Origin of the sequence: Brucella pecoris (genome assembly GCF_006376675.1) — a bacterium.
GTDB classification, from domain to species: domain Bacteria; phylum Pseudomonadota; class Alphaproteobacteria; order Rhizobiales; family Rhizobiaceae; genus Brucella; species Brucella pecoris.
In genome coordinates, this window is the sequence record NZ_VEWK01000002.1 from 80,607 (window position 1) to 103,498 (window position 22,892).

The following is a 22,892-nucleotide window of genomic DNA, read 5'->3' on the forward strand; positions in this document are numbered from 1 at the left end:
CTTGTTGAGCTTCGGGCATTTCGATTACTTTGCGGATTAGGACTTGCGAGCCTTGTCGTTGAACTTGAGCATCTCGATGATCGGCTCATATTCCTTGGCTTCGGTCGCTACGAATTCCTGATCCTTGCCGTCGGAAAGGGCGTCAAAACCAGCCTTGTCCTTCTTCGGCATATCGAGGAAAGCCTGCTTGATGTCGGCCTTGAGCTGGTCTGGCAGGGTGCTGAGAACAGCGAACGGGCCTTCTGGGAGGAAGTCCGACTTGAAGATGATACGGAAATCATCCTTCGTCATCACCTTGCCGTTTGCATCTTTCAGAACGCCGCGGCTGATCATGCGGGTCAGGTTGGAATCGTCTTCCGAGTTCCAGGAGTTTGCGGCAGCGTCTGCGGTGCCCTGTGCGAGAGCGAGAACTGCGTTTTCATGGCTGCCAGCAAAGAAGTTCTTACCAAAGAACGTATCGACGCTATAGCCATCGCGGTTGAGGAAGAAGCGTGGCGCGTTGTTACCCGATGTCGAGTTAGGATCGACGAGAGCAATTGCTTTGCCCTTGAGGTCATCCATCTTCTGGTATGGGCTGTCGGCGCGAACATAAACAACCGAATAGTAGCCGTTTACGCCGGTGTCATGACGCTGGTTGACGAGCGGCGTGGTTTCAACGCCGGTCATGACAGCGCGGGCATAGGACGCCGGGCCATAGAATGCGATCTGAATGTTGCCAGCGCGCTGACCTTCGATAACAGCGGCGTAGTCGTTCGCAACGCGCAGCGTAACCTTCGTGCCCAGTTCCTTGCCGAGGTAAGCTGTCAGAGGCGCATAACGGTCGGAAGTGGTCGATGCGTTTTCTGCCGGAATCACGCCCAGAACGATTTCCGGATAGTCCTTGCTCCAGTCTGCAGCCTGTGCAGTGGAAGCCAGCATTGGCATGGTCAGCGTAGCGGTGAGCGCTGCAGCCGCCAGAAAGTTTCTACGGTTAAGCATAGCTATCTCCTGTTAATCCTGAGTTTGGAGCGTAATTTTTCCGGCGTTTAGGCGGAAAGCTGGCGCAGAACGGCTTCAGCCGACTGCGGAACAGGCATCGGCATTGGCTCGGCCGCATCATCCTGATCGATGACGTCATCGGCTTCCATGCCGTAAAGGTCGCGTGATGCCATATCGGTGAGCATCGACGGTGTGCCGCGGAATACGATCTTGCCGGCAGACATGCCGACGAGGCGGTCGCAATAGCTGCGCGCAATATCGAGCGAGTGCAGATTGCAGAGAACCGTGATGCCATACTCGCGATTGATGCGACGCAGAGCGTCCATGACGCTGCGGGTGTTGCGCGGATCGAGCGATGCAATCGGCTCGTCGGCGAGAATGATGCGCGGCTGCTGAACGAGCGCCCGGGCAATCGCCACGCGCTGTTGCTGACCACCGGACAGCTCATCGGCGCGATGCGCTGCAAGATGCGCAATATCGAACTGCTGCAGGGCGGAAAGAGCGATCAGACGCTCTTCATCGCTCCAGATGCGCAGAAGCGACTTGGGCGTCGAAACATAGTTCAGACGGCCCATCAGAACATTGGTCAGAACATCAAGGCGATCGACCAGATTGAAATGCTGGAAAATCATCGCGCATTGTGCGCGCCAATCGCGCAATCCCGAACCCTTGAGCCCGGTAACGTCGCGACCATCCCAGTGAATTGTTCCCTCCGAAGGTTCAACCAGGCGATTGATCATACGCAGCAGCGTCGACTTTCCCGCGCCCGAGCGACCAATAATTCCAACAAACGAGCCCGGCTCGATCTCGAGGTCAACACCCGAAACCGCCACCTTATCATTATAGCGGCGCGTTACGTTTTTTAGTTGAAGCATGAATTCGTCTCCATTCATGCTCACTATTGATCCGTTCAATGACACTGTAATGAACGGACCATGACGTTTGTGTAAACTTACATTCCGCTTTAAGATTTTAATTTAGGCAATTGTTTTAATGCTCATTTCCTGCAGGTGACGCAGGAAGGCATCTGTGGAAGCAGCGACTTCACCTGAATTGTCTATTATGACAACATCGTCTGCACCGTCATCGAAGCTCACTTCGCGCTTAAGTCGCAAAGCGATTTCTTCTCGACTTTCACGTCCGCGCGATGCAAGCCGCTCTGCGAGTACTTCCGGCCTAGCCGAAATGACGACCACGGACCGTTCCGAATAAAGCCTGCGGATATCGCCAAGCACACGCCGCGAGACATTGGCAATCACGACGATACCGTCGGCGATTTCAGCCTCGAGCGATTTCGGTAATCCATAGCTTAGACCATGCGCCTGCCAGTGCAGGGCGAAAGCACCCTCGCCTGCGGCTTTCGTAAACGCTGCTTCATCCAGACTGTCATGATCTTCCGTTCCCGGCATTTGCGGGCGGGTGATGATGCGACGCACAAAATGAAACCGCGTGTCGCCAGCAAGAGCGACACGCGCTGCATCCATAATCGTGTCTTTGCCGGCCCCACTGGGGCCGACGACGGCAACGAAACAGCCTTTCGGCGTATTGGACTGCATCGGCATCAGAGCACCCGCTCGCCTTCGCGCCAGACAGTGCGCACAACCGGAATTGCGCCTTTCGGACGCACGCGAACCAGATCGGCACGCTTTCCGATAGCGATTTCGCCGCGATCATCCATCGCCATGGCATCGGCCGGGTTCTTGGTTATAAGGCGGACAGCCTGTGGCAGTGCAATCGGACGTTCGCCCGAAGCAAGACCGAAAGCCGACTGAATGAGGCTGAACGGAATGTAATCCGAAGACAGGATGTCGAGGCTGCCATTATCGACGAGATCGCGTGCAGCGATATTACCGGAATGCGAACCACCGCGAACGATATTCGGCGCGCCCATCAGGATCGACAATCCGGCCTCCTTGGAAGCCTTCGCTGCTTCCATAGTCGTAGGGAATTCGGCAATCCGCACACCATGATCAAGCGATTCATCGACGTGATTGCTCGTCGCATCATCATGACTCGCCAAAACGATCCCGCGATACGCCGACAAATCAGCAATCGCACGGCGATGTTTGGCCGAATAGGCGTCCGAATCCGCCATACGCTTCTCACAATGCACCCGGAACTCCTCATCCGTGAGCTTCATCTTGCGCATGTAATAAGTGCGATACGTATTAAGATCAACGAATTGACGCTGTCCCGGTGCATGATCCATCAGCGAAGCGAGTTTAACGCGGTCATCGCCTGCGAAAAGCTCGAATGTTTCAAGGCAATCTGCTGAGGATACTTCGCAGCGCAGGTGCAGAAAGTGGTCTGCACGCAGGCGATTTTCGCGAACACCGCTTTCGATCGCATCCGCAAGCATCCGCATATCCTCGCCCACGAAGTCACGGTCATAGTCTGAGCCGACACGCATGGCATCGAACACAGTTGTGATACCTGATGCTGCGACCTGCGCATCATGCGCCTGAACTGCAGCGTCGACATTCCAGCGGACTTTCGGGCGTGGTGCGTAATGGCTTTCGAGCTGATCGGTGTGCAGCTCGATCAGACCCGGAATGACATAGTCACCATCCATGTCATCGCCACCATTGGTATTACCTTGATCAATGGCTTCAATTTTGCCGTCACGGATCAGGATAGAACCGGAGACAATCTCGTCAGCAAGCACGATGCGGGCATTTTTAAGAACGATTTCATTAGCCATTGGATAGCTCTTTCATGACCGCTTTTGTGTTGGCAGCCGTTTCGTATTTCGAAAGGAAAGCCTCGATATCAAGCGTACGGAAATCATCGAGCCCATCACGCAGACGTTCGTGATCCCAGTCCCACCAGGCCAGTCGATCGAGGCGATTACCGATCGCAGCGTCGAAGCGTTCGCGAATGAGACGCGCCGGGACCCCGCCAACAATCGTATAGGGCGCTACGTCCCTGCTCACGACAGCTCCGGCGCCGACAACCGCACCATTGCCAACCGTCACACCCGGCAAGATGGTGGAGCCATGGCCGAGCCATGTGTCATGACCGATCTTCACGGCATTGCCGCGTCGCCACTCGAAAAACTCGGCTTCATCCTTTTCGCCCGGCCAGTAATCACCTGCACGATAGGTGAAATGATGCAGTGTCGGACGCCATGTCGGATGATTGGTCGCATTGATGCGCACATGGCTGGCAATATTGGAAAACTTGCCAATCTCTGCGCACCAGATTTCACAATCGATGCCGAGATAGGAATAGTCGTCCAGCACAGTCTCCGAAACGCGGCTGCGCGCGCCGATCTCCGTATATCGACCGAGCTTGCTACCGTTGACTTCAGCCGTTTCGTGAACCAGTGGTTCTATCGAAAGCTTGGTCATGCCGCCGCCCTCGGCGAGAAGGCGGTTACGTCGATAATACGACCAGCAACCTGTTCACGCACATCTTCATCGTGGAAAATGCCAAGCATTGCGATGCCTTGCGCCTTCTTGGCCTTGATAAGATCAACAACGACTGCCCTGTTTTTGGCATCGAGCGAAGCGGTCGGCTCATCAAGCAGCAACACCGGATGATCCGTGATGAAACCGCGCGCAATGTTTACGCGCTGCTGTTCACCGCCGGAGAAGGTTGCTGGTGGCAATGCCCAGAGCCGTTCCGGCAGGTTGAGCTGCGCGAGCAATTCGCTTGCACGATTGCGAGCAGCATCGCGATCAACACCACGAGCCACCAATGGCTCCGCAACGACATCGATTGCCGCCACGCGCGGCAATGTGCGCAGGAACTGGCTGACATAACCAATCGTATCACGCCGAACGGCCAGCACTTCGCGCGGATCGGCTGTTGCCAGGTCCACCATACGGTCTTCGTGACGAATGAGGATAGAGCCTGCATTCACGGCGTAATTGCCATAGACCATCTTGAGAATGGAGCTTTTACCGGCACCGGAAGGTCCGCCAAGCACGGCGCATTCGCCTGCTTCCAGATTGAAGTCCACGCCGCTTACCACTGGCAACTGAATGCCACCCTGCAAATGCATCGTGAACGTCTTCGCCAGACCCGACACGGCCAGCGGAGAGGATGTTCTAACTTGTGTCATTTTTCACCTCACGCATGAAGTTTCGCTAATTTACGAACAACACGCTGCAAACATCTGTTTTAATTTACTAAACCGGCAAAATAGACGACACGAGCAGCTGCGTGTAAGGCGCTTGCGGGTCATCCAGAACGCGGTCGGTCAGGCCCTGTTCGACAATATGGCCATCTTTCATGACCATGATGCGATGGGACAGAAGACGCGCCACTGCGAGATCGTGGGTCACGATGACAACCGAAAGGCCGAGATCGCTCACTAAACCGCGCAGCAGGTCGAGAAGGCGTGCCTGCACGGACACGTCGAGACCGCCGGTCGGTTCATCCATGAAAACAAGGCGCGGAGCCGTGACGAGATTGCGCGCAATCTGCAGACGCTGACGCATACCGCCGGAGAAAGCGCGGGGCTGGTCGTCGATGCGGTCAGCAGCGATTTCGACACGTCCGAGCCATTCGGTTGCTGTATTACGGATATTGCCATAGTGGCGCTCGCCAACAGCCATCAGCCTTTCACCGACATTGGCACCTGCCGAAACGGTCATGCGCAGACCATCGGAAGGGTTCTGATGCACAAAGCCCCAATCGGTACGCATCAGAAAGCGGCGTTCAGCCTCTCCGATCTTGTAAAGATCGCGGAACTCGCCATCGCGCATCCGATATTCCACGCTGCCCGATGTCGGTTCCAGACGTGTCGCCAGACAGTTGAGCAAAGTCGTCTTGCCCGAACCGGATTCACCGACAATGGCCAACACTTCGCCCGGCCAGAGCGAGAAATCGATATCTGCGCAACCGCGGCGGCTGCCATAAAACTTCGAGAGATTGCTGACTTTCAGCAGAGGTTCGACGCTCATTCCGCGGCCTCCTTATTCGCTGCCAGATGACCAAAGTGGCCATTCGCCTGACGATCTTCACAATAATCGGTGTCGGAGCAGACAAACATCGAGCCACCACGGTCATCGAGCACGACTTCGTCCAGATAGACGCCGCGAGCGCCACACAATGCGCAAGGCTCTTTGAATTTCTGCACTTCGAATGGATGATCCTCGAAATCGAGGCTCACGACATCCGTATAAGGAGGCACGGCATAGATGCGCTTTTCACGACCGGCACCAAAAAGCTGCAGAGCTGGCGACATATGCATCTTCGGATTGTCGAACTTCGGTGTTGGCGACGGTGCCATGACATAGCGCCCTTCGATCATCACCGGATAATCATAGGTCTTGGCGATATGGCCGTGGCGCGCGATATCCTCGTAAAGCTTCACATGCATGAGGCCATATTCAGCAAGCGCGTGCATCTTGCGCGTTTCGGTTTCACGCGGCTCCAGAAAGCGCAGCGGCTCAGGAATTGGCACCTGATAGACAATCACCTGCCCTTCAGTCAGCGGATATTCCGGAATGCGGTGACGTGTCTGGATGATAGTCGCCTCACCCGTATGGGTGGTCACGGCAACATCGGCAGTTTTCTGGAAGAATGCCCGGATGGAAACGGCATTGGTCGTATCATCAGCGCCCTGATCGATAACTTTGAGCACATCATCCTGACCGAGAATTGCCGCCGTCACCTGCACGCCGCCCGTGCCCCAGCCATAAGGCATCGGCATTTCACGGCTTGCGAACGGAACCTGATAGCCCGGAATAGCGATGGCTTTCAGGATCGCACGGCGGATCATCCGCTTTGTTTGCTCATCCAGATAGGCGAAATTGTAATTGGCTAGACCGCTCATTCTGCTGCTTCCTTTGCCAAACCGTCTTGCGGGCCTTCAGTCTCGTTGTTCGCTTGGTCATATTCCGCACGCATACGACGGATGAGGTCGAGCTCGGCCTGAAAGTCCACGTAATGTGGCAATTTCAGATGCTCGACGAAGCCGGTCGACTGCACATTGTCGGAATGGGAAATGACGAATTCTTCGTCCTGCGCCGGTGCTGTCACGTCAGCATCGAATTCACGGACACGCAGTGCCCGATCGCAAAGCGACATCGACATGGCTTTGCGCTCGCTCTGTCCGAACACCAGACCATAACCACGGGTGAACTGCGGTGCCTGCTTGGACGAGCCTTTGAACTGGCTCACCATCTGGCATTCGGTCAACTGAACACGGCCAAGCGAAACGGCAAAGCCCAGTTCTGGCACGTCGAACTCGACTTCCACCTCGCCAATGCGGATTTCACCGACAAATGGATGCGTGTTGCCATAACCGCGCTGCGTGGAATACCCCAGCGCCAGCAGGAAGCCTTCATCACCCCGCGCCAAAGCCTGCAAGCGCAGATCGCGCGGCATCGGAAAGGTCCATGGTTCGCGGGTAAGATCGCCCGGCTCATGCCCTTCCGGCATCGCACCGTCTTCTTCGATCATGCCGTTGACACCGAGAATATCGGTCACGCGTGGCGTTTCTTCAGGCTCAGCCGCACGCACTTCCGGCTCAGGAACGCTCACATCGCCAGCCAAATCCGGATCAAGCAGTCGGTGCGTATAATCGAATGTCGGCCCCAATAGCTGCCCGCCGGGCAGATCCTTATAGGTGGCCGAAATTCGGCGTTCGATCAGCATATTCGCCGTTTCCAGCGGAAGCGAATAACCAAAACGCGGCAATGTCGTGCGGTAGGCGCGCACCAGAAAGATTGCCTCAATCAGATCGCCACGCGACTGGCGCACGGCAAGTGCTGCGAGTTCGCGGTCATAAAGCGATCCTTCGGCCATGACGCGATCAACGGCGAGACCCAACTGTTCGGCAATCTGGTCAAGACGCAACGCCGGAACCGAACGGTCGCCGCGGCGACGGTCATCAAGCAGACGGTGGGCATTGCGGATAGCAGTTTCACCGCCCTTTACAGCAACATACATGAATCAGCCCTCCAAATTCTCTACGCGAGTGGTGCGGGGAAGCGCTGCGACTTTGCCGTCAGCGACGAGCACCAGATCGATACCCAGCGGAAACAACGCGCCATTTTCACGCCATTGCGCAGCAAAATCCTGCGGCAAACCATCAACGGTCAGCACAGTTTCATCCTTGATACCGGGGCCTTTGAGGCTGAAACCCTGCCCGCTCGTCAGAGACGAAACTGCTAGAACAACAGTCGTCGAACGATTCGGAAATTCAGGGTCTCCCTGCGCGAAGGAAGAAAGTGCCGGCAACGATTGCGCATCCGTTACAAGTGCGAACTGTGCTTTCGACTGATCGCCGACGATTGGTGTACCGGTATGGAATGTCAGCCAGGCCGTTGCGTCCTGATTGGCTGCAATTTCAGCATCGACCCAGACGCTGGCATCGTGATCCAGAAGCGTTGCTGCGATCAGGCCAAGCTCAGGCGTGAGCGGCTTTGATGGCGCAGCCGCACTAGGCAGCGAATGGATACGACCAGGATTTGCCATTGCGTGCATGACTGCATGAAACGCCGACTGCGCTTCATTGACCGGATCAGCCAGTCCGCCTTCAAATGCAGAAGAAGAATGGAGCATCAGTTGTCTCCCCGAACCATAGTGAAGAAATCGACCTTCGTGGCAGCAGCTTCGCCGCGCCGTTTTGCATCCGCGGTATCGACCCGACCACGCAATGCGTTGAGCACGCTGCTTTCGGTCGCATCGCGGGTGGTTTCATCGAGCCAGAGCGCATCAAACAATGCAGCCAGCTTCGCCTTTTCCTGATCGCGCCCCAGCGCATAGGAATGTCCAACCGAGCCATTCGCCAGACGAACAGTTGCGCGGGTAACGGTTGCCTCGCCAACATTGAACGCAGCGCCGCCACCGCCAATACGGCCGCGCATCATAACCAGTCCGGTTTCCGGACCACGCAAAACTTCAAATTCAGGCTTGTCTGCCCAGTTCTGCCAGAACGTTTTCAATTCTTCGCCGCTTGCGCGTGCGAGAAGCGCCATACTGGTCTGACGTGCTGCCTGCGTTGCATCCGGCGCCAAATTGCTTCCAGCGGTGGAGCTGGCTCCACTTTCACCTGTGCTGTGCTGCGTAGTTTGCCGGGGAGTATGCATGAGCTTATCCGCCCTATCTAATCTTGTTGACGTGATGATATTAGTTATCTAGTTATATAGACAACTATACAATACCAGAATAGATATACCCTGCCAATGACAGGACGATGACAGTTGATGACAAAGAACAGGCGAATTGAGAGAAACAGCGGTGTCGCTATCTGGCGGCAGATTGCCGACGAGATACGCGGCGACATCATGGCCGGGAAACTGCAGTCTGGGGCGCGCATGCCCGCTGAAATGGAGCTTGCCGACAGGTTTGGGGTCAATCGCCATACGGTGCGTAGCGCCATTGCAGCTCTGACACAGGAAGGTGTGTTGCGGGCAGAACAAGGGCGCGGCACCTTTGTGGCCAATGCAAAACGCCTCACCTATCAGATCGGCCGCCGCACCCGTATTTCGCAATCGCTGGCTTCGCAGGTACGCGATATGAAGGGAAGTCTACTCGCTTCCGGCACAGTCCCAGCCTCACCGGATATAGCCGAGGCCCTTGAGATTGAGCCCGGTTCGCCTGTCACGCGGCTGGAAACCTTGCACAGTGCCGATGGGCGCCCGGTGTCGCGTGCAACCCTCTGGATCAGTGCCGAAAATTTTCCTGAAATTGCGATGGACTATGCGGAAAGTGGTTCAATCACCGTGGCGTTCAGAAAAGCAGGTATTGCGGATTATTTTCGTAAATCCACAGTCATATCCGCCCGCCATGCCGATTCTGACGACCTGAAACATTTGAAACTTTCGCCCGGCGCTATTGTGCTGACAGCCAAGGCTATCAATGTGAAGCCAGATGGGAAGCCAATCCAGTATTCGCTGACACGGTTTTCAGCCGACAATATGGAGTTCTCAATCGAGACCTATCCCGGCGATCCGTTGGTGAACGGCGCGCTTTGATCCAATACCGATCTGCTAAGACTATCTCCACATTACGTCGAAGCATTGTATGAACGTGGCATCGACAGGAAGCCATCGCCCAGACAGGGAAAATCTGATGACCATCGCTATTTTTCACAATCCGAAATGCGGCACCTCGCGCAATACTCTGGCGATGATCCGCGCCAGCGGCGAAGAACCCGTCATTGTCGAGTATGTGCAAAATCCGCCCACGCGGGAACGCTTGGTCGGGCTGCTTGCGGCCATGAACCTTACACCGCGTGAATTGCTGCGCGAGAAAGGTACACCCTTTGCCGAACTCGGCCTGTCCGATCCAAAATGGACAGACGATGAGCTGATCGACTTCATGATAACTCATCCGATTTTGATCAATCGCCCCATTGTTGAAACACCGAAAGGCACCAGACTGTGCCGCCCCTCCGAACTGGTTCTGGCTCTTCTGGAAAACCCTGTTGCTTTGTTCACCAAAGAAGACGGCGAGCAGATTACATTCGGAGAAAAACCGCGCTGACAGGGATTGCCAGCTCGCAATCGACACTGTGTAATCAGCGACTTTAGAAAAATTCGCCAATAGAAAAGGCGCTGTAAAACAGCGCCTTATCGAATTTTACTTATAAACTGGATGAGGTTTATTATCAGAACGGAATTTCGTCATCCAGATCGCGCGAAAAGCCACCGCCGCTACCGCCGCCCGAAGACGGGCCGGACGAACCGAAATCACCGCCGCCGCCGGAATAATCCGACATCTGGTTGCGGTTGCCGCCGCCGCCAAACGAACGGCCCTCACCGCCACCTTCGCCACGGCTGTCGAGCATCTGCAGTTCACCGCGGAACTTCTGCAGCACAACTTCCGTCGAATAGCGGTCGTTGCCGTTCTGATCCTGCCATTTGCGAGTCTGGAGCGCGCCTTCGATATAAACCTTAGCGCCCTTCTTCAGATATTGTTCCGCGACCTTGGCAAGGTTCTCATTGAAAATGACGACGCTGTGCCATTCTGTACGATCCTTGCGTTCGCCGCTCTGACGGTCGCGCCAGCTTTCCGACGTCGCAATGCGCAGATTGGCAACCACATCGCCCGAATTCAGACGACGAATTTCCGGATCGGCACCAAGATTGCCGACCAGAATGACTTTGTTGACGCTACCAGCCATCGAAAAATTACTCCGGGTCTTGCATGCACGCTCTTTCCGTACGGCTTCGCACAGACAAGAGGCACGTTCCAAATGATAGATCAGGCGCAACGATGCGCCATCACCAGAAACTCATATGTTCACCTTACAGGACTGACTCAATGAGCGCTCAATCCAGGGCGGTGAATTCGTCAATGTCCACAGAGTTTATGTTCTTGTTTTGTTCAAAATGCAACCTTCCGACATTAAAAAGTCACACGTTCGCCACACATTTTGATGGGTTTTTGCACCGTTTCCTGTGCTGAAAATGCAACTAGCCTCATTTCAGGGCCTGAAACTGCATCTGCCTTAATTTCAAAACAGCCTCATCGACCATCCTTATGAAGCCATGACGTCCCCACTTCGCAGACCGCATCAACTGCCAAGGAAAAGCCCTGCCGCTCACTGTATCTTTGGCGCGCAGGGCTTGGGGTTTGAGCAATGCTCATGTGTCGACATTAATTCGTCGGCAGGTCTTTTCGGATCACAAAGGCGCACGGCCATTTGCATTCCGCGCAAATTCAAATTGTCGGCAATCACACTTTCAATCAACGAGGCATCATTCCTTGCGAAAAGATGCTGCCGCAACCGAAACGGATTGTGCTTTCATCTCTGTGAAAGCTAGGCACTGTAGTCAGGTGGACTCATGCTCCTTTACCTCCCTACTGGGTCTCCCCGCCTCCTGCGGACCTCTTGCCGATGCCGTATCATCCCACTGCGGCACCTCTCCGCTATCAGCGAGTAAAGGTAGTCTGCTCCTGTCAGGAGTGACAGTCAACGCTCTTGCGTTCACATTTCGTATCGCCTATCAGAAGGCTGGTTGTTCGATATTTGTTCTAATGATAAGAGTGCACCGATGAATGACCGGAGCCCCCTTCTTATTGGAGGGTTTCACCCCATATTAGAGACCGGCCCGACGTGTTTCACCATTCGGCGCCGTTTATCCATGGCATCTTGAGCAGGCAGGACGCGGAATGAGCGATCAGAAATTCATTTCCATACGTGGCGCGCGCGAACACAATCTGAAGAATGTCGATCTCGATCTGCCTCGCGACAAGCTGATCGTGATGACGGGACTTTCCGGCTCGGGCAAATCCTCGCTTGCCTTCGATACGATCTATGCGGAAGGCCAGCGCCGCTATGTCGAAAGCCTTTCGGCTTATGCGCGTCAGTTTCTCGAAATGATGCAAAAGCCGGATGTCGACCAGATCGACGGCCTGTCGCCCGCCATTTCGATCGAGCAGAAGACGACGAGCCGCAATCCGCGTTCGACAGTCGGCACCGTCACGGAAATCTACGACTACATGCGCCTGCTCTTTGCGCGTGTCGGTGTGCCCTATTCGCCGGCGACCGGCCTTCCCATTGAAAGCCAGACAGTCAGCCAGATGGTCGACCGTGTCATAGCACTGGAAGAAGGCACACGCCTTTATATCCTCGCGCCCATCGTTCGCGGCCGCAAGGGCGAGTACAAGAAGGAGCTGGCGGAGCTTCAGAAAAAGGGCTTTCAGCGCGTCAAGGTAGACGGCACCTTCTATGAGATCGCCGACGTTCCGGCGCTGGACAAGAAGTACAAGCACGACATTGATGTGGTCGTCGACCGCGTTGTGGTCCGCGCTGACCTGTCGACCCGCCTCGCCGACAGCCTTGAAACCAGTCTCAAGCTTGCCGAAGGTCTGGCCGTTGCCGAGTTCGCGGACAAGCCGCTGCCGCCCGAAGAAACGGCAGAAGGTGGCGCAGCCAACAAATCGGCCAACGAAACGCATGAGCGCATTCTGTTCTCGGAAAAGTTCGCGTGCCCGGTTTCCGGTTTCACCATTCCTGAAATCGAGCCCCGCCTGTTCTCGTTCAACAACCCTTTCGGCGCCTGCCCGACCTGTGACGGCCTCGGCACGCAACAGGCCATCGATCCGAACCTGATCGTTCCTGACGAAACGGCAGCATTGAAGGACGGCGCGATTGCGCCATGGGCGCGATCCTCGTCGCCCTACTACAATCAGACGCTGGAAGCGCTTGGCAAAGCCTATGGCTTTAAGATCGGCGCACGCTGGGCGGATCTTCATGAAGAAGCCAAGCAGGCCATTCTTTATGGTACGAAGGGCAAGGAAATCACCTTCCAGTACGATGACGGCTTGCGCTCCTATCAGACGACAAAGCCTTTTGAAGGCGTGATCCCTAATCTGGAGCGCCGTTGGAAGGAAACCGATTCCGCCTGGTCGCGTGAAGATATCGAGCGCTTCATGGCCTCGACGCCCTGCCCTGCCTGTAATGGCTATCGCCTGAAGCCGGAAGCGCTGGCGGTCAAGATAGGCATGAAGCACATCGGCGAGATCACGGAAATGTCGATCCGCAAGGCCGATGCCTGGTTCCGCGACGTCGATGGCAGCTTCAATGACAAGCAGCGCGAAATTGCCGCCCGCATCCTCAAGGAAATTCGCGAGCGCCTGCAGTTCCTCAACGATGTCGGCCTCGACTATCTGACGCTGGCGCGCAATTCCGGCACGTTGTCGGGTGGTGAAAGCCAGCGTATCCGTCTTGCCTCGCAGATCGGCTCCGGCCTGACCGGCGTGCTTTACGTGCTGGATGAACCATCCATTGGTTTGCATCAGCGCGACAATGCCCGACTTCTCGACACGCTGCGCCATCTGCGCGATCTCGGTAATACGGTTATTGTGGTCGAGCATGACGAGGATGCGATCCTGACCGCCGACTATGTGGTTGATATAGGCCCGGCGGCAGGTGTTCATGGCGGCAAGATCATCGCTCAAGGTTCGCCGCAGGATGTAATGTCCAACGCCAATTCGCTGACCGGCAAATATTTGTCCGGCGCGATGGAAGTTGCCGTTCCGGCGGAACGCCGCAAGATTTCCAAGACCAAGCGTATCAAAGTCGTGGGCGCGCGCGGCAACAACCTGAAGAATGTCTCGGCGGACATTCCGCTCGGCACGTTTACCGCTGTCACCGGCGTTTCAGGCGGCGGCAAGTCCACCTTCCTGATCGAAACCCTCTACAAGGCTGCTTCGCGCCGCATCATGGGCTCGCGCGAACACCCGGCGGAACATGACCGTATCGAAGGGCTGGAATTCCTCGACAAGGTGATTGATATCGACCAGTCGCCGATCGGTCGCACACCGCGCTCCAACCCGGCAACCTACACCGGCGCCTTCACGCCGATCCGCGACTGGTTTGCGGGCCTGCCGGAAGCCAAGGCGCGCGGCTATCAACCGGGCCGCTTCTCGTTCAATGTGAAGGGCGGACGCTGTGAGGCCTGCCAGGGCGATGGCGTCATCAAGATTGAGATGCACTTCCTGCCGGATGTCTATGTGACGTGTGACGTCTGCCACGGCAAGCGCTACAATCGCGAAACGCTGGAGGTCTTGTTCAAGGGCAAGTCCATCGCCGATGTGCTGGATATGACGGTAGAGGAAGGCGCGGAATTCTTCTCCGCTGTTCCTGCAGTGCGCGACAAGATGGAAACGCTCGTCAAGGTTGGCCTCGGCTACATTAAGGTTGGCCAGCAGGCAACGACGCTTTCGGGTGGTGAAGCGCAGCGCGTGAAGCTTGCCAAGGAACTGTCGCGCCGTGCAACAGGCCGCACGCTCTACATTCTGGACGAGCCGACAACCGGCTTGCACTTCCACGATGTGGCGAAGCTGCTTGAAGTGCTGCACGAGCTGGTCGAACAGGGCAACACGGTCGTAGTGATCGAGCACAATCTGGAAGTCATCAAGACTGCCGACTGGGTGATCGATCTTGGACCGGAAGGTGGCGATGGCGGCGGTGAGATTGTCGCCGTGGGCCGTCCGGAAGACATCGTGCAGGAGAAGCGGTCCTACACCGGTCACTTCCTCAAGGAATTGCTGGAGCGCCGCCCCAAGCGCAGTTCGGAGGCTGCTGAGTAAGCGGCAGGCAAAAGAGAGTTATTGGAAGCCGGGCCCAGTGTCCGGCTTTTTTGCTATTCAAGTCGGTTTGATCGGTATCGATCAATCATCCACAGGTGAAGGATTTGCGCGGCAATTACCACGATAAACACCATTCCGACTGATTGCAGGGTGTACTTTTCGGGATCACGCTGCGCGGCCGAAATCAACACGCTTGCCAGCAAGGCATAGAGCAATGGAATGAAGGCGAGAGCTGGAATTCTCGGAGCTGTCCAGTTTACTTGCCCGGATAATCCCCACTGCATGGGAAGCCGCTCTAGCTCCTTGAACCGGCGGTTAGCGATCACGGCAAGCAGCACACTTGTTGCGAAGCCAATTAAAGCAGATGCAAGCATAGGCCCCTCCAGATTGGTGTGTGACCTTCAAGGTGCCACATCGCGACGGTCTGTAGAAGCACTCACCGGCCCCCAAAACGAAAAAAGCCCGGATAAACCGGGCCTTCTCGACAGCCATTCGCGACAATGCCGCGATGGCCGGAAATTTATGGTCACGATCCGTTCGAAGAGCTTTCACTCTTCTGATCATGATTAGCCGTTTACGGCGTCCTTCAGGCCCTTGCCAGCCGAGAACTTCGGCACGTTGCGAGCCGGGATAGCAACTTCCTTGCCGGTCGATGGGTTGCGGCCGGTCGAGGCAGCGCGATGCGAAACGGAGAAAACGCCGAAGCCAGGCAGACGGACTTCTTCACCAGCCTTCAGGGCACCCGTAACAGCAGCGAGTACGGCGTCAACAGCAGTACCGGCATCAGCCTTCGTCAGACCGCCCTTTTCCGCAACTGCGGCAACCAATTCGTTCTTGTTCATTGGCATTTCCTTTCTTTATCTACCGGAACGGATAACGTGACCGGATTGAGGGGAGTTTATTCAAATCGGTTCACAAACCAAGCCTGTCAATGTGAAAAAACCCCGGAAAACCGGGGTTAAACACAGAAATGCCGGGCAAATTGCCCGGCATTTCGTTTGTTGGTCCTGATAGACAGCTTCCAGCGGGACTATTCGACTGAATCAGAATCGCCCGCTAAAAGTTCATTTCTATGCGCACCCTGTCTGCAAACCGCTTCGCGGTTCCCGAGACGCGCACTTTGTGACCTAGCATTATCCGATGCAAAACCGCTTCGCGATTTCGCCGGAAACGCCTTAATGGGCGGTCGAGATCCCTGCGTCTTCCTCGACCGAAGGCACGGTCGCCGGGGTTGCAGGTTCCGTCCATTCGATCGGCTCAGGTTCGCGAACCAGAGCGTGCTTGAGGACTTCACCCACGCGAGACACCGGAACGATCTCAAGATTGTTCTTCACATTGTCCGGAATATCCGCCAGATCCTTGGCGTTTTCTTCCGGGATCAGAACCTTCTTGATGCCGCCGCGCAGAGCCGCGAGAAGCTTTTCCTTCAGGCCGCCGATTGGCAGGACACGACCACGCAGGGTGACTTCGCCCGTCATTGCGATGTCCTTGCGAACCGGAATACCGGTCAGCACGGATACGATCGCCGTGACCATCGCAATACCGGCAGACGGACCGTCCTTCGGTGTTGCGCCTTCGGGCACGTGCACGTGGATGTCGCGCTTATCGAACAGCGGAGGCTCGATGCCGAAATCGATTGCTCTGCTGCGGACATAGGATGCAGCAGCGGAGATCGATTCCTTCATCACGTCGCGGAGGTTACCCGTGACGGTCATGCGGCCCTTGCCGGGCATCATGACGCCTTCGATGGTCAACAGCTCGCCGCCGACTTCAGTCCAGGCAAGCCCTGTCACGACGCCAACCTGATCTTCGCCGTCGATCTGACCGAAGCGGAACCGCTCGACACCCAGATAGTCGGAGAGGTTCTTTTCGGTGACTTTCACCGACTTCTTCTTCGACTTCAGGATTTCGGTCACGGCCTTACGTGCCAGGGTCATCAGTTCACGTTCGAGGTTACGCACACCTGCTTCCCGCGTATAGAGGCGGATAACATTGCGCAGGGCATCGTCCGTGACCGAAAACTCCTTCGGCTGCAGGGCGTGATCCTTGATCGCCTTCGGCAGCAGGTGCCGCTTGGCGATCTCGAGCTTTTCATCCTCGGTGTAGCCGGCAATACGGATGACTTCCATACGATCCAGCAACGGACCCGGAATGTTCAGCGTATTGGCCGTCGTCACGAACATGACGTTCGACAGATCATATTCGACCTCAAGATAGTGATCCATGAAGGTCGAGTTCTGTTCAGGGTCCAGCACCTCGAGCATGGCCGATGACGGATCGCCGCGGAAATCCTGGCCCATCTTGTCGATTTCATCGAGCAGGAAGAGCGGATTGGACTTCTTCGCCTTCTTCATCGACTGGATGACCTTGCCGGGCATCGAGCCGATATAGGTGCGGCGGTGACCGCGGATTTCGGCCTCGTCACGCACGCCACCAAGCGACATACGGACATATTCACGACCGGTAGCCTTGGCAATCGAACGCGCGAGCGAGGTCTTACCCACGCCGGGAGGTCCGACGAGGCAAAGAATCGGACCCTTGATCTTGGTCGAGCGGGCCTGCACTGCGAGATACTCGACAATGCGTTCCTTGACCTTTTCGAGACCAAAATGATCGTCACCGAGTACGCCCTCGGCGAAGTTCAAGTCTTGCTTGATCTTCGACTTCTTGCCCCATGGAATGGACAGCAGCCAGTCGAGATAGTTGCGGACGACCGTTGCTTCGGCAGACATCGGGCTCATGCTGCGCAGCTTCTTCAGCTCGCCTTGCGCCTTTTCACGGGCTTCCTTGGAAAGCTTGGTCTTGTTGATGCGTTCTTCCAGTTCAGCCGTCTCATCACGACCGTCCTCGCCGTCGCCAAGCTCTTTCTGGATCGCCTTCATCTGCTCGTTGAGATAGTACTCGCGCTGCGTCTTCTCCATCTGGCGCTTGACGCGGCTGCGAATACGCTTCTCGACCTGCAGAACCGAAATTTCGGCTTCCATGAAGGAAAGTGCCTTCTCAAGGCGCTCACGCACCGAGAGGATCGACAGCATTTCCTGCTTTTCGGGAATCTTGATCGCGAGATGCGAGGCAACCGTGTCGGCAAGCTTCGAATAGTCGTCGATCTGGCTGGCGGCGCCAACCACTTCCGGCGAAATCTTCTTGTTCAGCTTGACGTAGTTTTCGAAGTCGGAAACCACCGAGCGGGACAGCGCCTCGATCTCAACGGCATCTTCCTCAGGCTCCGGCAAAGCCGCAGCATAGGCCTCGTGATAATCTTCGCGATCGGTAAACTTGGAAACCTTGGCGCGTGCCGTACCTTCGACCAGCACCTTGACGGTACCGTCCGGCAGCTTCAGGAGCTGCAATACATTGGCAATCGTGCCGATTTCATAAATCGCATCCGGTGCCGGATCGTCATCGGCAGCGTTTTTCTGGGTGGCGAGCAGAATCTGCTTGTCCACACCCATCACTTCCTCCAGCGCGCGAATGGACTTTTCGCGACCGACAAAAAGCGGAACGATCATATGCGGGAAAACGACGATGTCACGCAACGGCAAAACGGCATAGAGCCCGTCTGCACCGCCCGCTTCAGAACCACCCAACGGTGTCTTCTGTTCAATACCCGTCATAACTCAGTCCTTTCTCAGGTCTTTCAACCTGACTGCCACGTCCGCGCCCCCTTTCATTATGAGGCAGGTCGCGAATGTGCTTCGGTCCATACTTGGAGAGCCGAACCCGGCAATTCAATAGCCTGTCGCGGGATGGCTTTCATAGAATCGTCATCTATCCTGCGCTGTCGCGTGGATTAGTACAATATCCAGCTTAGGCTGTACCCCGATTGCTGCGCCTGCAATAGTGACAGGAACAGCCTGGCGCAAGTCTGCACATGAAAAAGGCCGCTTGCGCGGCCTTTTTAAGGATTAATTGTTACCGCTTAAGCGGAAACGTTACCCTTTTCGTCCTGCCGCTCGGCATAGATATAGAGCGGACGAGCGCTGCCATCCACCACATCGCCGGAAATGACCACTTCCTGTACGCCTTCCAGCGTTGGAAGCTCGAACATCGTGTCGAGCAGGATCTTTTCCATGATCGAACGCAGGCCGCGTGCACCCGTCTTGCGCTCGACCGCCTTGTTGGCAATCGCCCGCAAGGCATCGTCGTGGAAGCTAAGCTCAACACTTTCCATGTCGAACAGGCGTTGATACTGCTTCACGAGCGCATTCTTCGGCTCGGTCAGGATCTGCACCAGAGCATCGACATCGAGGTCTTCGAGTGTCGCGATCACCGGCAGACGGCCGACGAATTCCGGAATGAGACCGAATTTCAGCAGATCTTCCGGTTCCAGCTCCCTGAACACTTCACCGATACGACGATCGTCAGCCGACTTCACGTTTGCACCAAAGCCTATGGAGGTCTTCTCGCCACGCGCGGAGATGATCTTGTCGAGACCGGCAAAAGCGCCGCCGCAGATGAAGAGGATGTTCGTCGTATCCACCTGCAGGAATTCCTGCTGCGGATGCTTGCGGCCACCCTGCGGCGGCACGGAAGCGACGGTGCCTTCCATGATCTTCAGAAGTGCCTGCTGGACACCCTCGCCCGACACGTCGCGCGTGATGGACGGGTTATCCGACTTGCGGCTGATCTTGTCGACTTCGTCGATATAGACGATGCCGCGCTGTGCGCGTTCCACGTTGTAATCGGCAGCCTGAAGCAGCTTCAGGATGATGTTCTCGACATCTTCACCGACATAGCCTGCTTCCGTCAGCGTCGTCGCATCGGCCATGGTGAACGGCACATCGATAATGCGTGCGAGCGTCTGGGCAAGATAGGTCTTGCCGCAACCCGTCGGACCGACGAGAAGGATGTTCGACTTAGCAAGCTCGATATCGCTGCTCTTGGACTGATGGGCGAGACGCTTGTAGTGATTGTGAACCGCAACCGACAGAACGCGCTTGGCATCCTTCTGGCCGATGACGTAATCGTCAAGAACGGCCATGATTTCCTGCGGCGTAGGCACGCCCTCGCGCGACTTCACCATCGAGGATTTGTTTTCCTCGCGGATGATGTCCATGCAGAGTTCGACGCACTCGTCGCAGATGAAAACGGTCGGGCCTGCAATCAGCTTGCGCACTTCATGCTGGCTTTTGCCGCAGAACGAGCAATAGAGCGTATTCTTGGAATCGCCGCCGCTGTTGCTGACTTTGCTCATTGCAGTTTCCTTTCAATGGACCGAAATGAACCTTGGGCGCTCAAATCGATCGTTTCTTCCGGTTCGGACCCAGTGCTGGAGGAGAAACGCGCCTCCCGCCGGTCACAACGGCAGCAAATACGCGCCACCTGTAGCCTTGGGTCTGTAATCAAGGGCCTGTAGTCTCAGGATTCCTGTCACCGTGTGGCTCCCCGACCGAAGGAGCCATTTGGCGACTTTTGCAGAAGCTGTACCGCCGAACAAATGAAAAATAAGTTCCCGGCAAAGATTCGGCATAATCTGACCAAGTTTAGCGCCCCGAACCCCAACAGATGCTTAACGCGGCGCGTTAACCATCACGTAGTTGCAAGAATTGGGCCCCTTTTGTGGCAAAGGGCGCTAAAAACAGGTGCGAGCCGGAGATTCCGGCTCTTACTTCGATTCGTCCGCGCCCACGTCGCGCGATTCAACCACCTTGTCGATAAGGCCGAATTCGAGCGCTTCCTGCGCGGTCATGAAATGGTCGCGGTCAAGCGTGCGTTCGATTGTTTCGTAATCGCGGCCCGTATGCTTGACGTAAATCTCGTTCAGGCGGCGCTTCATCTTGATGATGTCCTGCGCATGGCGTTCGATATCCGACGCCTGGCCCTGGAAGCCACCCGATGGCTGATGGACCATGATACGGGCATTCGGCAGCGCATAACGCTGGCCGGTCGCACCAGCGGTCAGAAGCAGCGAGCCCATCGAAGCAGCCTGGCCCATGCAAAGCGTGGATACCGGCGGGCGGATGAACTGCATCGTATCATAGATCGCCATACCGGAGGTTACGACACCGCCGGGCGAATTGATGTACATGTTGATCTCTTTCTTCGGGTTTTCTGCCTCGAGAAAGAGAAGCTGCGCGCAAACCAGCATCGACATTCCGTCTTCAACCGGTCCATTCACAAAGATAATGCGCTCCTTGAGAAGGCGCGAGAAAATATCATAGGCCCGTTCGCCACGGTTGGTCTGCTCAACCACCATCGGGACGAGGTTCATGACGGTTTCGATCGGATCTCTCATTATGGGCCTCTGGATATATTTATGGCGAAGTGAATAGTTCTGAATCGTGAGTGTTCCATACATAGGGCGTTGCGCCCCTGTTCCGCAAGTGGCGCAATACTCCCCGCCTTAGTCCCAGTCCGACTCCGGCTTTTCAGGTCGAATGCCGCGCTTCTCGTCCAGCGTTTTGCGGGCCACTTCGGTCAGTCGGGCCTTGATGCGCACGGAGCCGTCTTCCAGATTCTCGCGTTCGACATTGCTGCCATGCTGGTAAATCCAATCGAGAAGATGAAGCTCGAAAGGAGACAGCAGGACATCGACCGAACCGAGTGCACCGGCTATCCGTGTTTCGATAAGCGAAAGCAACCTGTCAACGCCTTCACCGGTAATGGCCGAAAGAGGAATAGGACGCCCCTCCTCGCTGCCGGCTGCCGCAAGGCGCAGGGCAGCTTCCCGCCCACTTTCGTCAAGGTTGTCGATCTTGTTCCAGATTTCGACGACACGCTTGCGGTCCTGCGGCTCTATACCCAGCCCCGCAAGAATGTTTTCCACGTCTTCCGCCTGAGCAGCATTGTCCGGATCGGAAATGTCGCGGACATGCAGAATCAAGTCAGCCTCGACCACTTCCTCAAGCGTAGCGCGAAATGCAGCGACGAGATGGTGCGGCAGGTTTGAGATGAAACCAACCGTATCCGACAGGATCACGGTTTCGCCATGCGGAAGGCGAATGCGGCGCAATGTCGGATCGAGCGTGGCGAAGAGCATGTCTTCGGCCAGCACTTCCGCACCGGTCATGCGATTGAAAAGCGTAGACTTTCCCGCATTGGTGTAGCCGACGAGTGCGACAATCGGATGCGGCACCTTGCGCCGCTTCTGGCGATGAAGCGTGCGGGTGCGCACGACCGTTTCAAGCTCACGCTTGATCTTCAGGATCTTGTCCTGCAACAGACGTCGGTCGGCTTCGATCTGCGTTTCACCGGGGCCGCCGAGGAATCCGCCACCACCGCGCTGACGCTCAAGGTGGGTCCAGCTTCTGACCAGGCGGCCCTTCTGATAATTCAGATGCGCCAGTTCGACCTGCAAGGCACCTTCCTTGGTGTTTGCACGCTCGCCGAAAATTTCGAGAATGAGTCCCGTACGGTCGATGACCTTGACGTTCCATTCCTTTTCCAGATTGCGCTGCTGCACCGGCGTCAGCGCATGATCGACGATGACCAGCCCAATGGCCTTTTCCTCGACAGTTTCGGCAATGGCCTCTACTTTTCCCGCGCCGAGCAAGGTCGCAGGTCGCGGATTGGCAACAATGACGATTTCGGCATGCTCGATGTCGAGATTGATCGCTCTGGCAAGCCCTACGGCTTCCTCAAGGCGTGCCTCATTCGAACGCTGAAACTGCGAGCGCGCGCCCTCGTCAGCGGTCGCACCGGCATTGTATCGCTCCGGCAGGACAGGAACGATGACGGCTGCCCTGGTGGGTTCAGGCTCTGAAATTTCAAAACCTTTATCTGCATCGGCAGATGTCGGCTTTTTATCCTTGAATTTGGACAAGTATATGCACTCCGGGACGCGGAAACTGTGAAGAGCGCATTCAATCTGAAGAGATCAGATCAATGCACTATCTGACATTGCAGATAAGTCACCGCCAAAGCTGTTTCAAATGAAAGACGCCCCGGATTGTTTGAACATGACGAACCGGACA

21 protein-coding genes are annotated in these 22,892 nt (G+C 56.0%); 3 read left to right on the forward strand and 18 right to left on the reverse strand.

Translation table 11 applies throughout. From position 1 onward, the window contains the following. Nucleotides 1-36 precede the first annotated feature (36 nt). The 11 genes from phnD to phnG all read right to left on the reverse strand — a co-directional run bounded on the left by phnD (nt 37) and on the right by phnG (nt 9,023). Complete coding sequence (phnD, locus tag FIB18_RS03620) at nt 37-978, reverse strand: phosphonate ABC transporter substrate-binding protein (RefSeq protein ID WP_140019484.1); 942 nt, start codon at nt 976-978, stop codon at nt 37-39. A gap of 47 nt (nt 979-1,025) precedes the next feature. After that, complete coding sequence (gene phnC / locus FIB18_RS03625; RefSeq protein ID WP_140019485.1) at nt 1,026-1,853, reverse strand: phosphonate ABC transporter ATP-binding protein; 828 nt, start codon at nt 1,851-1,853, stop codon at nt 1,026-1,028. A gap of 102 nt (nt 1,854-1,955) precedes the next feature. After that, nucleotides 1,956-2,534 (reverse strand): phosphonate metabolism protein/1,5-bisphosphokinase (PRPP-forming) PhnN, encoded by a 579-nt coding sequence (phnN, locus tag FIB18_RS03630; RefSeq protein ID WP_140019928.1) that lies wholly within the window; start codon nt 2,532-2,534, stop codon nt 1,956-1,958. 5 nt (nt 2,535-2,539) lie between these two features. Next, the gene (locus FIB18_RS03635) at nt 2,540-3,679 is read right to left on the reverse strand and encodes an alpha-D-ribose 1-methylphosphonate 5-triphosphate diphosphatase (protein WP_140019486.1); all 1,140 of its coding nucleotides are present in this window, start codon (nt 3,677-3,679) and stop codon (nt 2,540-2,542) included. Continuing rightward, nucleotides 3,672-4,328 (reverse strand): DapH/DapD/GlmU-related protein, encoded by a 657-nt coding sequence (locus FIB18_RS03640; protein ID WP_140019487.1) that lies wholly within the window; start codon nt 4,326-4,328, stop codon nt 3,672-3,674. The genes FIB18_RS03635 and FIB18_RS03640 overlap by 8 nt, the downstream gene beginning before the upstream one ends. Continuing rightward, a complete protein-coding gene (gene phnL, locus FIB18_RS03645) occupies nt 4,325-5,044 on the reverse strand; it encodes a phosphonate C-P lyase system protein PhnL (protein WP_140019488.1) in 720 nt (239 codons plus the stop codon). Before phnL ends, FIB18_RS03640 begins: the two co-directional genes overlap by 4 nt. A gap of 67 nt (nt 5,045-5,111) precedes the next feature. Then, a complete protein-coding gene (gene phnK, locus FIB18_RS03650; protein ID WP_140019489.1) occupies nt 5,112-5,888 on the reverse strand; it encodes a phosphonate C-P lyase system protein PhnK in 777 nt (258 codons plus the stop codon). Next, a complete protein-coding gene (locus FIB18_RS03655; protein WP_140019490.1) occupies nt 5,885-6,763 on the reverse strand; it encodes an alpha-D-ribose 1-methylphosphonate 5-phosphate C-P-lyase PhnJ in 879 nt (292 codons plus the stop codon). Before FIB18_RS03655 ends, phnK begins: the two co-directional genes overlap by 4 nt. After that, nucleotides 6,760-7,881 carry a carbon-phosphorus lyase complex subunit PhnI gene (locus FIB18_RS03660; protein ID WP_140019491.1) on the reverse strand — a complete coding sequence of 374 codons (1,122 nt, stop codon included), beginning with the start codon at nt 7,879-7,881 and terminating at the stop codon, nt 6,760-6,762. Before FIB18_RS03660 ends, FIB18_RS03655 begins: the two co-directional genes overlap by 4 nt. 3 nt (nt 7,882-7,884) lie before the next feature. Further along, a complete protein-coding gene (gene phnH / locus FIB18_RS03665) occupies nt 7,885-8,496 on the reverse strand; it encodes a phosphonate C-P lyase system protein PhnH (protein WP_140019492.1) in 612 nt (203 codons plus the stop codon). Next, complete coding sequence (gene phnG / locus FIB18_RS03670) at nt 8,496-9,023, reverse strand: phosphonate C-P lyase system protein PhnG (RefSeq protein WP_140019493.1); 528 nt, start codon at nt 9,021-9,023, stop codon at nt 8,496-8,498. The genes phnH and phnG overlap by 1 nt, the downstream gene beginning before the upstream one ends. 114 nt (nt 9,024-9,137) lie before the next feature. Between phnG and phnF the strand changes: the two genes are divergently transcribed. Further along, entirely contained in the window at nt 9,138-9,911 is a 774-nt protein-coding gene (phnF, locus tag FIB18_RS03675) for a phosphonate metabolism transcriptional regulator PhnF (RefSeq protein WP_168436508.1), read from the forward strand. Nucleotides 9,912-10,008: 97 nt separating this feature from the next. Beyond that, complete coding sequence (gene arsC, locus FIB18_RS03680) at nt 10,009-10,422, forward strand: arsenate reductase (glutaredoxin) (RefSeq protein WP_140019495.1); 414 nt, start codon at nt 10,009-10,011, stop codon at nt 10,420-10,422. A 124-nt stretch (nt 10,423-10,546) separates the two neighbouring features. On the opposite strand, the gene ssb is transcribed toward arsC, so the two are convergent. Beyond that, nucleotides 10,547-11,062, reverse strand: a complete 516-nt coding sequence (ssb, locus tag FIB18_RS03685; RefSeq protein ID WP_140019496.1) for a single-stranded DNA-binding protein — start codon at nt 11,060-11,062, stop codon at nt 10,547-10,549. A gap of 992 nt (nt 11,063-12,054) precedes the next feature. Between ssb and uvrA the strand changes: the two genes are divergently transcribed. Beyond that, entirely contained in the window at nt 12,055-14,979 is a 2,925-nt protein-coding gene (gene uvrA / locus FIB18_RS03690; RefSeq protein WP_140019497.1) for an excinuclease ABC subunit UvrA, read from the forward strand. A gap of 53 nt (nt 14,980-15,032) precedes the next feature. Here uvrA and FIB18_RS03695 read toward each other — a convergent pair whose 3' ends face one another. The 6 genes from FIB18_RS03695 to hflX form a co-directional block, all read right to left on the reverse strand. Further along, entirely contained in the window at nt 15,033-15,353 is a 321-nt protein-coding gene (locus tag FIB18_RS03695) for a hypothetical protein (RefSeq protein ID WP_140019498.1), read from the reverse strand. Nucleotides 15,354-15,545: 192 nt separating this feature from the next. Further along, complete coding sequence (locus tag FIB18_RS03700; protein WP_006470422.1) at nt 15,546-15,821, reverse strand: HU family DNA-binding protein; 276 nt, start codon at nt 15,819-15,821, stop codon at nt 15,546-15,548. Nucleotides 15,822-16,154: 333 nt separating this feature from the next. Continuing rightward, nucleotides 16,155-18,593: an endopeptidase La gene (gene lon / locus FIB18_RS03705; RefSeq protein WP_140019499.1), complete on the reverse strand. Its 2,439-nt coding sequence runs from the start codon at nt 18,591-18,593 to the stop codon at nt 16,155-16,157. 305 nt (nt 18,594-18,898) lie between these two features. After that, nucleotides 18,899-20,173 (reverse strand): ATP-dependent Clp protease ATP-binding subunit ClpX, encoded by a 1,275-nt coding sequence (clpX, locus tag FIB18_RS03710; RefSeq protein ID WP_105541868.1) that lies wholly within the window; start codon nt 20,171-20,173, stop codon nt 18,899-18,901. A 411-nt stretch (nt 20,174-20,584) separates the two neighbouring features. Next, complete coding sequence (clpP, locus tag FIB18_RS03715) at nt 20,585-21,214, reverse strand: ATP-dependent Clp endopeptidase proteolytic subunit ClpP (protein ID WP_010660144.1); 630 nt, start codon at nt 21,212-21,214, stop codon at nt 20,585-20,587. Nucleotides 21,215-21,322: 108 nt separating this feature from the next. After that, nucleotides 21,323-22,741: a GTPase HflX gene (gene hflX / locus FIB18_RS03720; protein ID WP_140019500.1), complete on the reverse strand. Its 1,419-nt coding sequence runs from the start codon at nt 22,739-22,741 to the stop codon at nt 21,323-21,325. Between the last annotated feature and the right edge of the window lie 151 nt (nt 22,742-22,892).

What these genes read in the sequence shown, in the direction of transcription:
- FIB18_RS03640 (WP_140019487.1), bottom strand. Translation starts at nt 4,328, where the DNA reads ATGACCAAGCTTTCGATAGAACCACTGGTTCACGAAACGGCTGAAGTC.
- phnD (WP_140019484.1), bottom strand. Translation starts at nt 978, where the DNA reads ATGCTTAACCGTAGAAACTTTCTGGCGGCTGCAGCGCTCACCGCTACG.
- phnK (WP_140019489.1), bottom strand. Translation starts at nt 5,888, where the DNA reads ATGAGCGTCGAACCTCTGCTGAAAGTCAGCAATCTCTCGAAGTTTTAT.
- phnC (WP_140019485.1), bottom strand. Translation starts at nt 1,853, where the DNA reads ATGCTTCAACTAAAAAACGTAACGCGCCGCTATAATGATAAGGTGGCG.
- arsC (WP_140019495.1), top strand. Translation starts at nt 10,009, where the DNA reads ATGACCATCGCTATTTTTCACAATCCGAAATGCGGCACCTCGCGCAAT.
- FIB18_RS03700 (WP_006470422.1), bottom strand. Translation starts at nt 15,821, where the DNA reads ATGAACAAGAACGAATTGGTTGCCGCAGTTGCGGAAAAGGGCGGTCTG.
- ssb (WP_140019496.1), bottom strand. Translation starts at nt 11,062, where the DNA reads ATGGCTGGTAGCGTCAACAAAGTCATTCTGGTCGGCAATCTTGGTGCC.
- lon (WP_140019499.1), bottom strand. Translation starts at nt 18,593, where the DNA reads ATGACGGGTATTGAACAGAAGACACCGTTGGGTGGTTCTGAAGCGGGC.
- phnL (WP_140019488.1), bottom strand. Translation starts at nt 5,044, where the DNA reads ATGACACAAGTTAGAACATCCTCTCCGCTGGCCGTGTCGGGTCTGGCG.
- phnN (WP_140019928.1), bottom strand. Translation starts at nt 2,534, where the DNA reads ATGCAGTCCAATACGCCGAAAGGCTGTTTCGTTGCCGTCGTCGGCCCC.
- FIB18_RS03655 (WP_140019490.1), bottom strand. Translation starts at nt 6,763, where the DNA reads ATGAGCGGTCTAGCCAATTACAATTTCGCCTATCTGGATGAGCAAACA.
- clpP (WP_010660144.1), bottom strand. Translation starts at nt 21,214, where the DNA reads ATGAGAGATCCGATCGAAACCGTCATGAACCTCGTCCCGATGGTGGTT.
- uvrA (WP_140019497.1), top strand. Translation starts at nt 12,055, where the DNA reads ATGAGCGATCAGAAATTCATTTCCATACGTGGCGCGCGCGAACACAAT.
- FIB18_RS03635 (WP_140019486.1), bottom strand. Translation starts at nt 3,679, where the DNA reads ATGGCTAATGAAATCGTTCTTAAAAATGCCCGCATCGTGCTTGCTGAC.
- phnG (WP_140019493.1), bottom strand. Translation starts at nt 9,023, where the DNA reads ATGCATACTCCCCGGCAAACTACGCAGCACAGCACAGGTGAAAGTGGA.
- phnH (WP_140019492.1), bottom strand. Translation starts at nt 8,496, where the DNA reads ATGCTCCATTCTTCTTCTGCATTTGAAGGCGGACTGGCTGATCCGGTC.
- clpX (WP_105541868.1), bottom strand. Translation starts at nt 20,173, where the DNA reads ATGAGCAAAGTCAGCAACAGCGGCGGCGATTCCAAGAATACGCTCTAT.
- FIB18_RS03660 (WP_140019491.1), bottom strand. Translation starts at nt 7,881, where the DNA reads ATGTATGTTGCTGTAAAGGGCGGTGAAACTGCTATCCGCAATGCCCAC.
- FIB18_RS03695 (WP_140019498.1), bottom strand. Translation starts at nt 15,353, where the DNA reads ATGCTTGCATCTGCTTTAATTGGCTTCGCAACAAGTGTGCTGCTTGCC.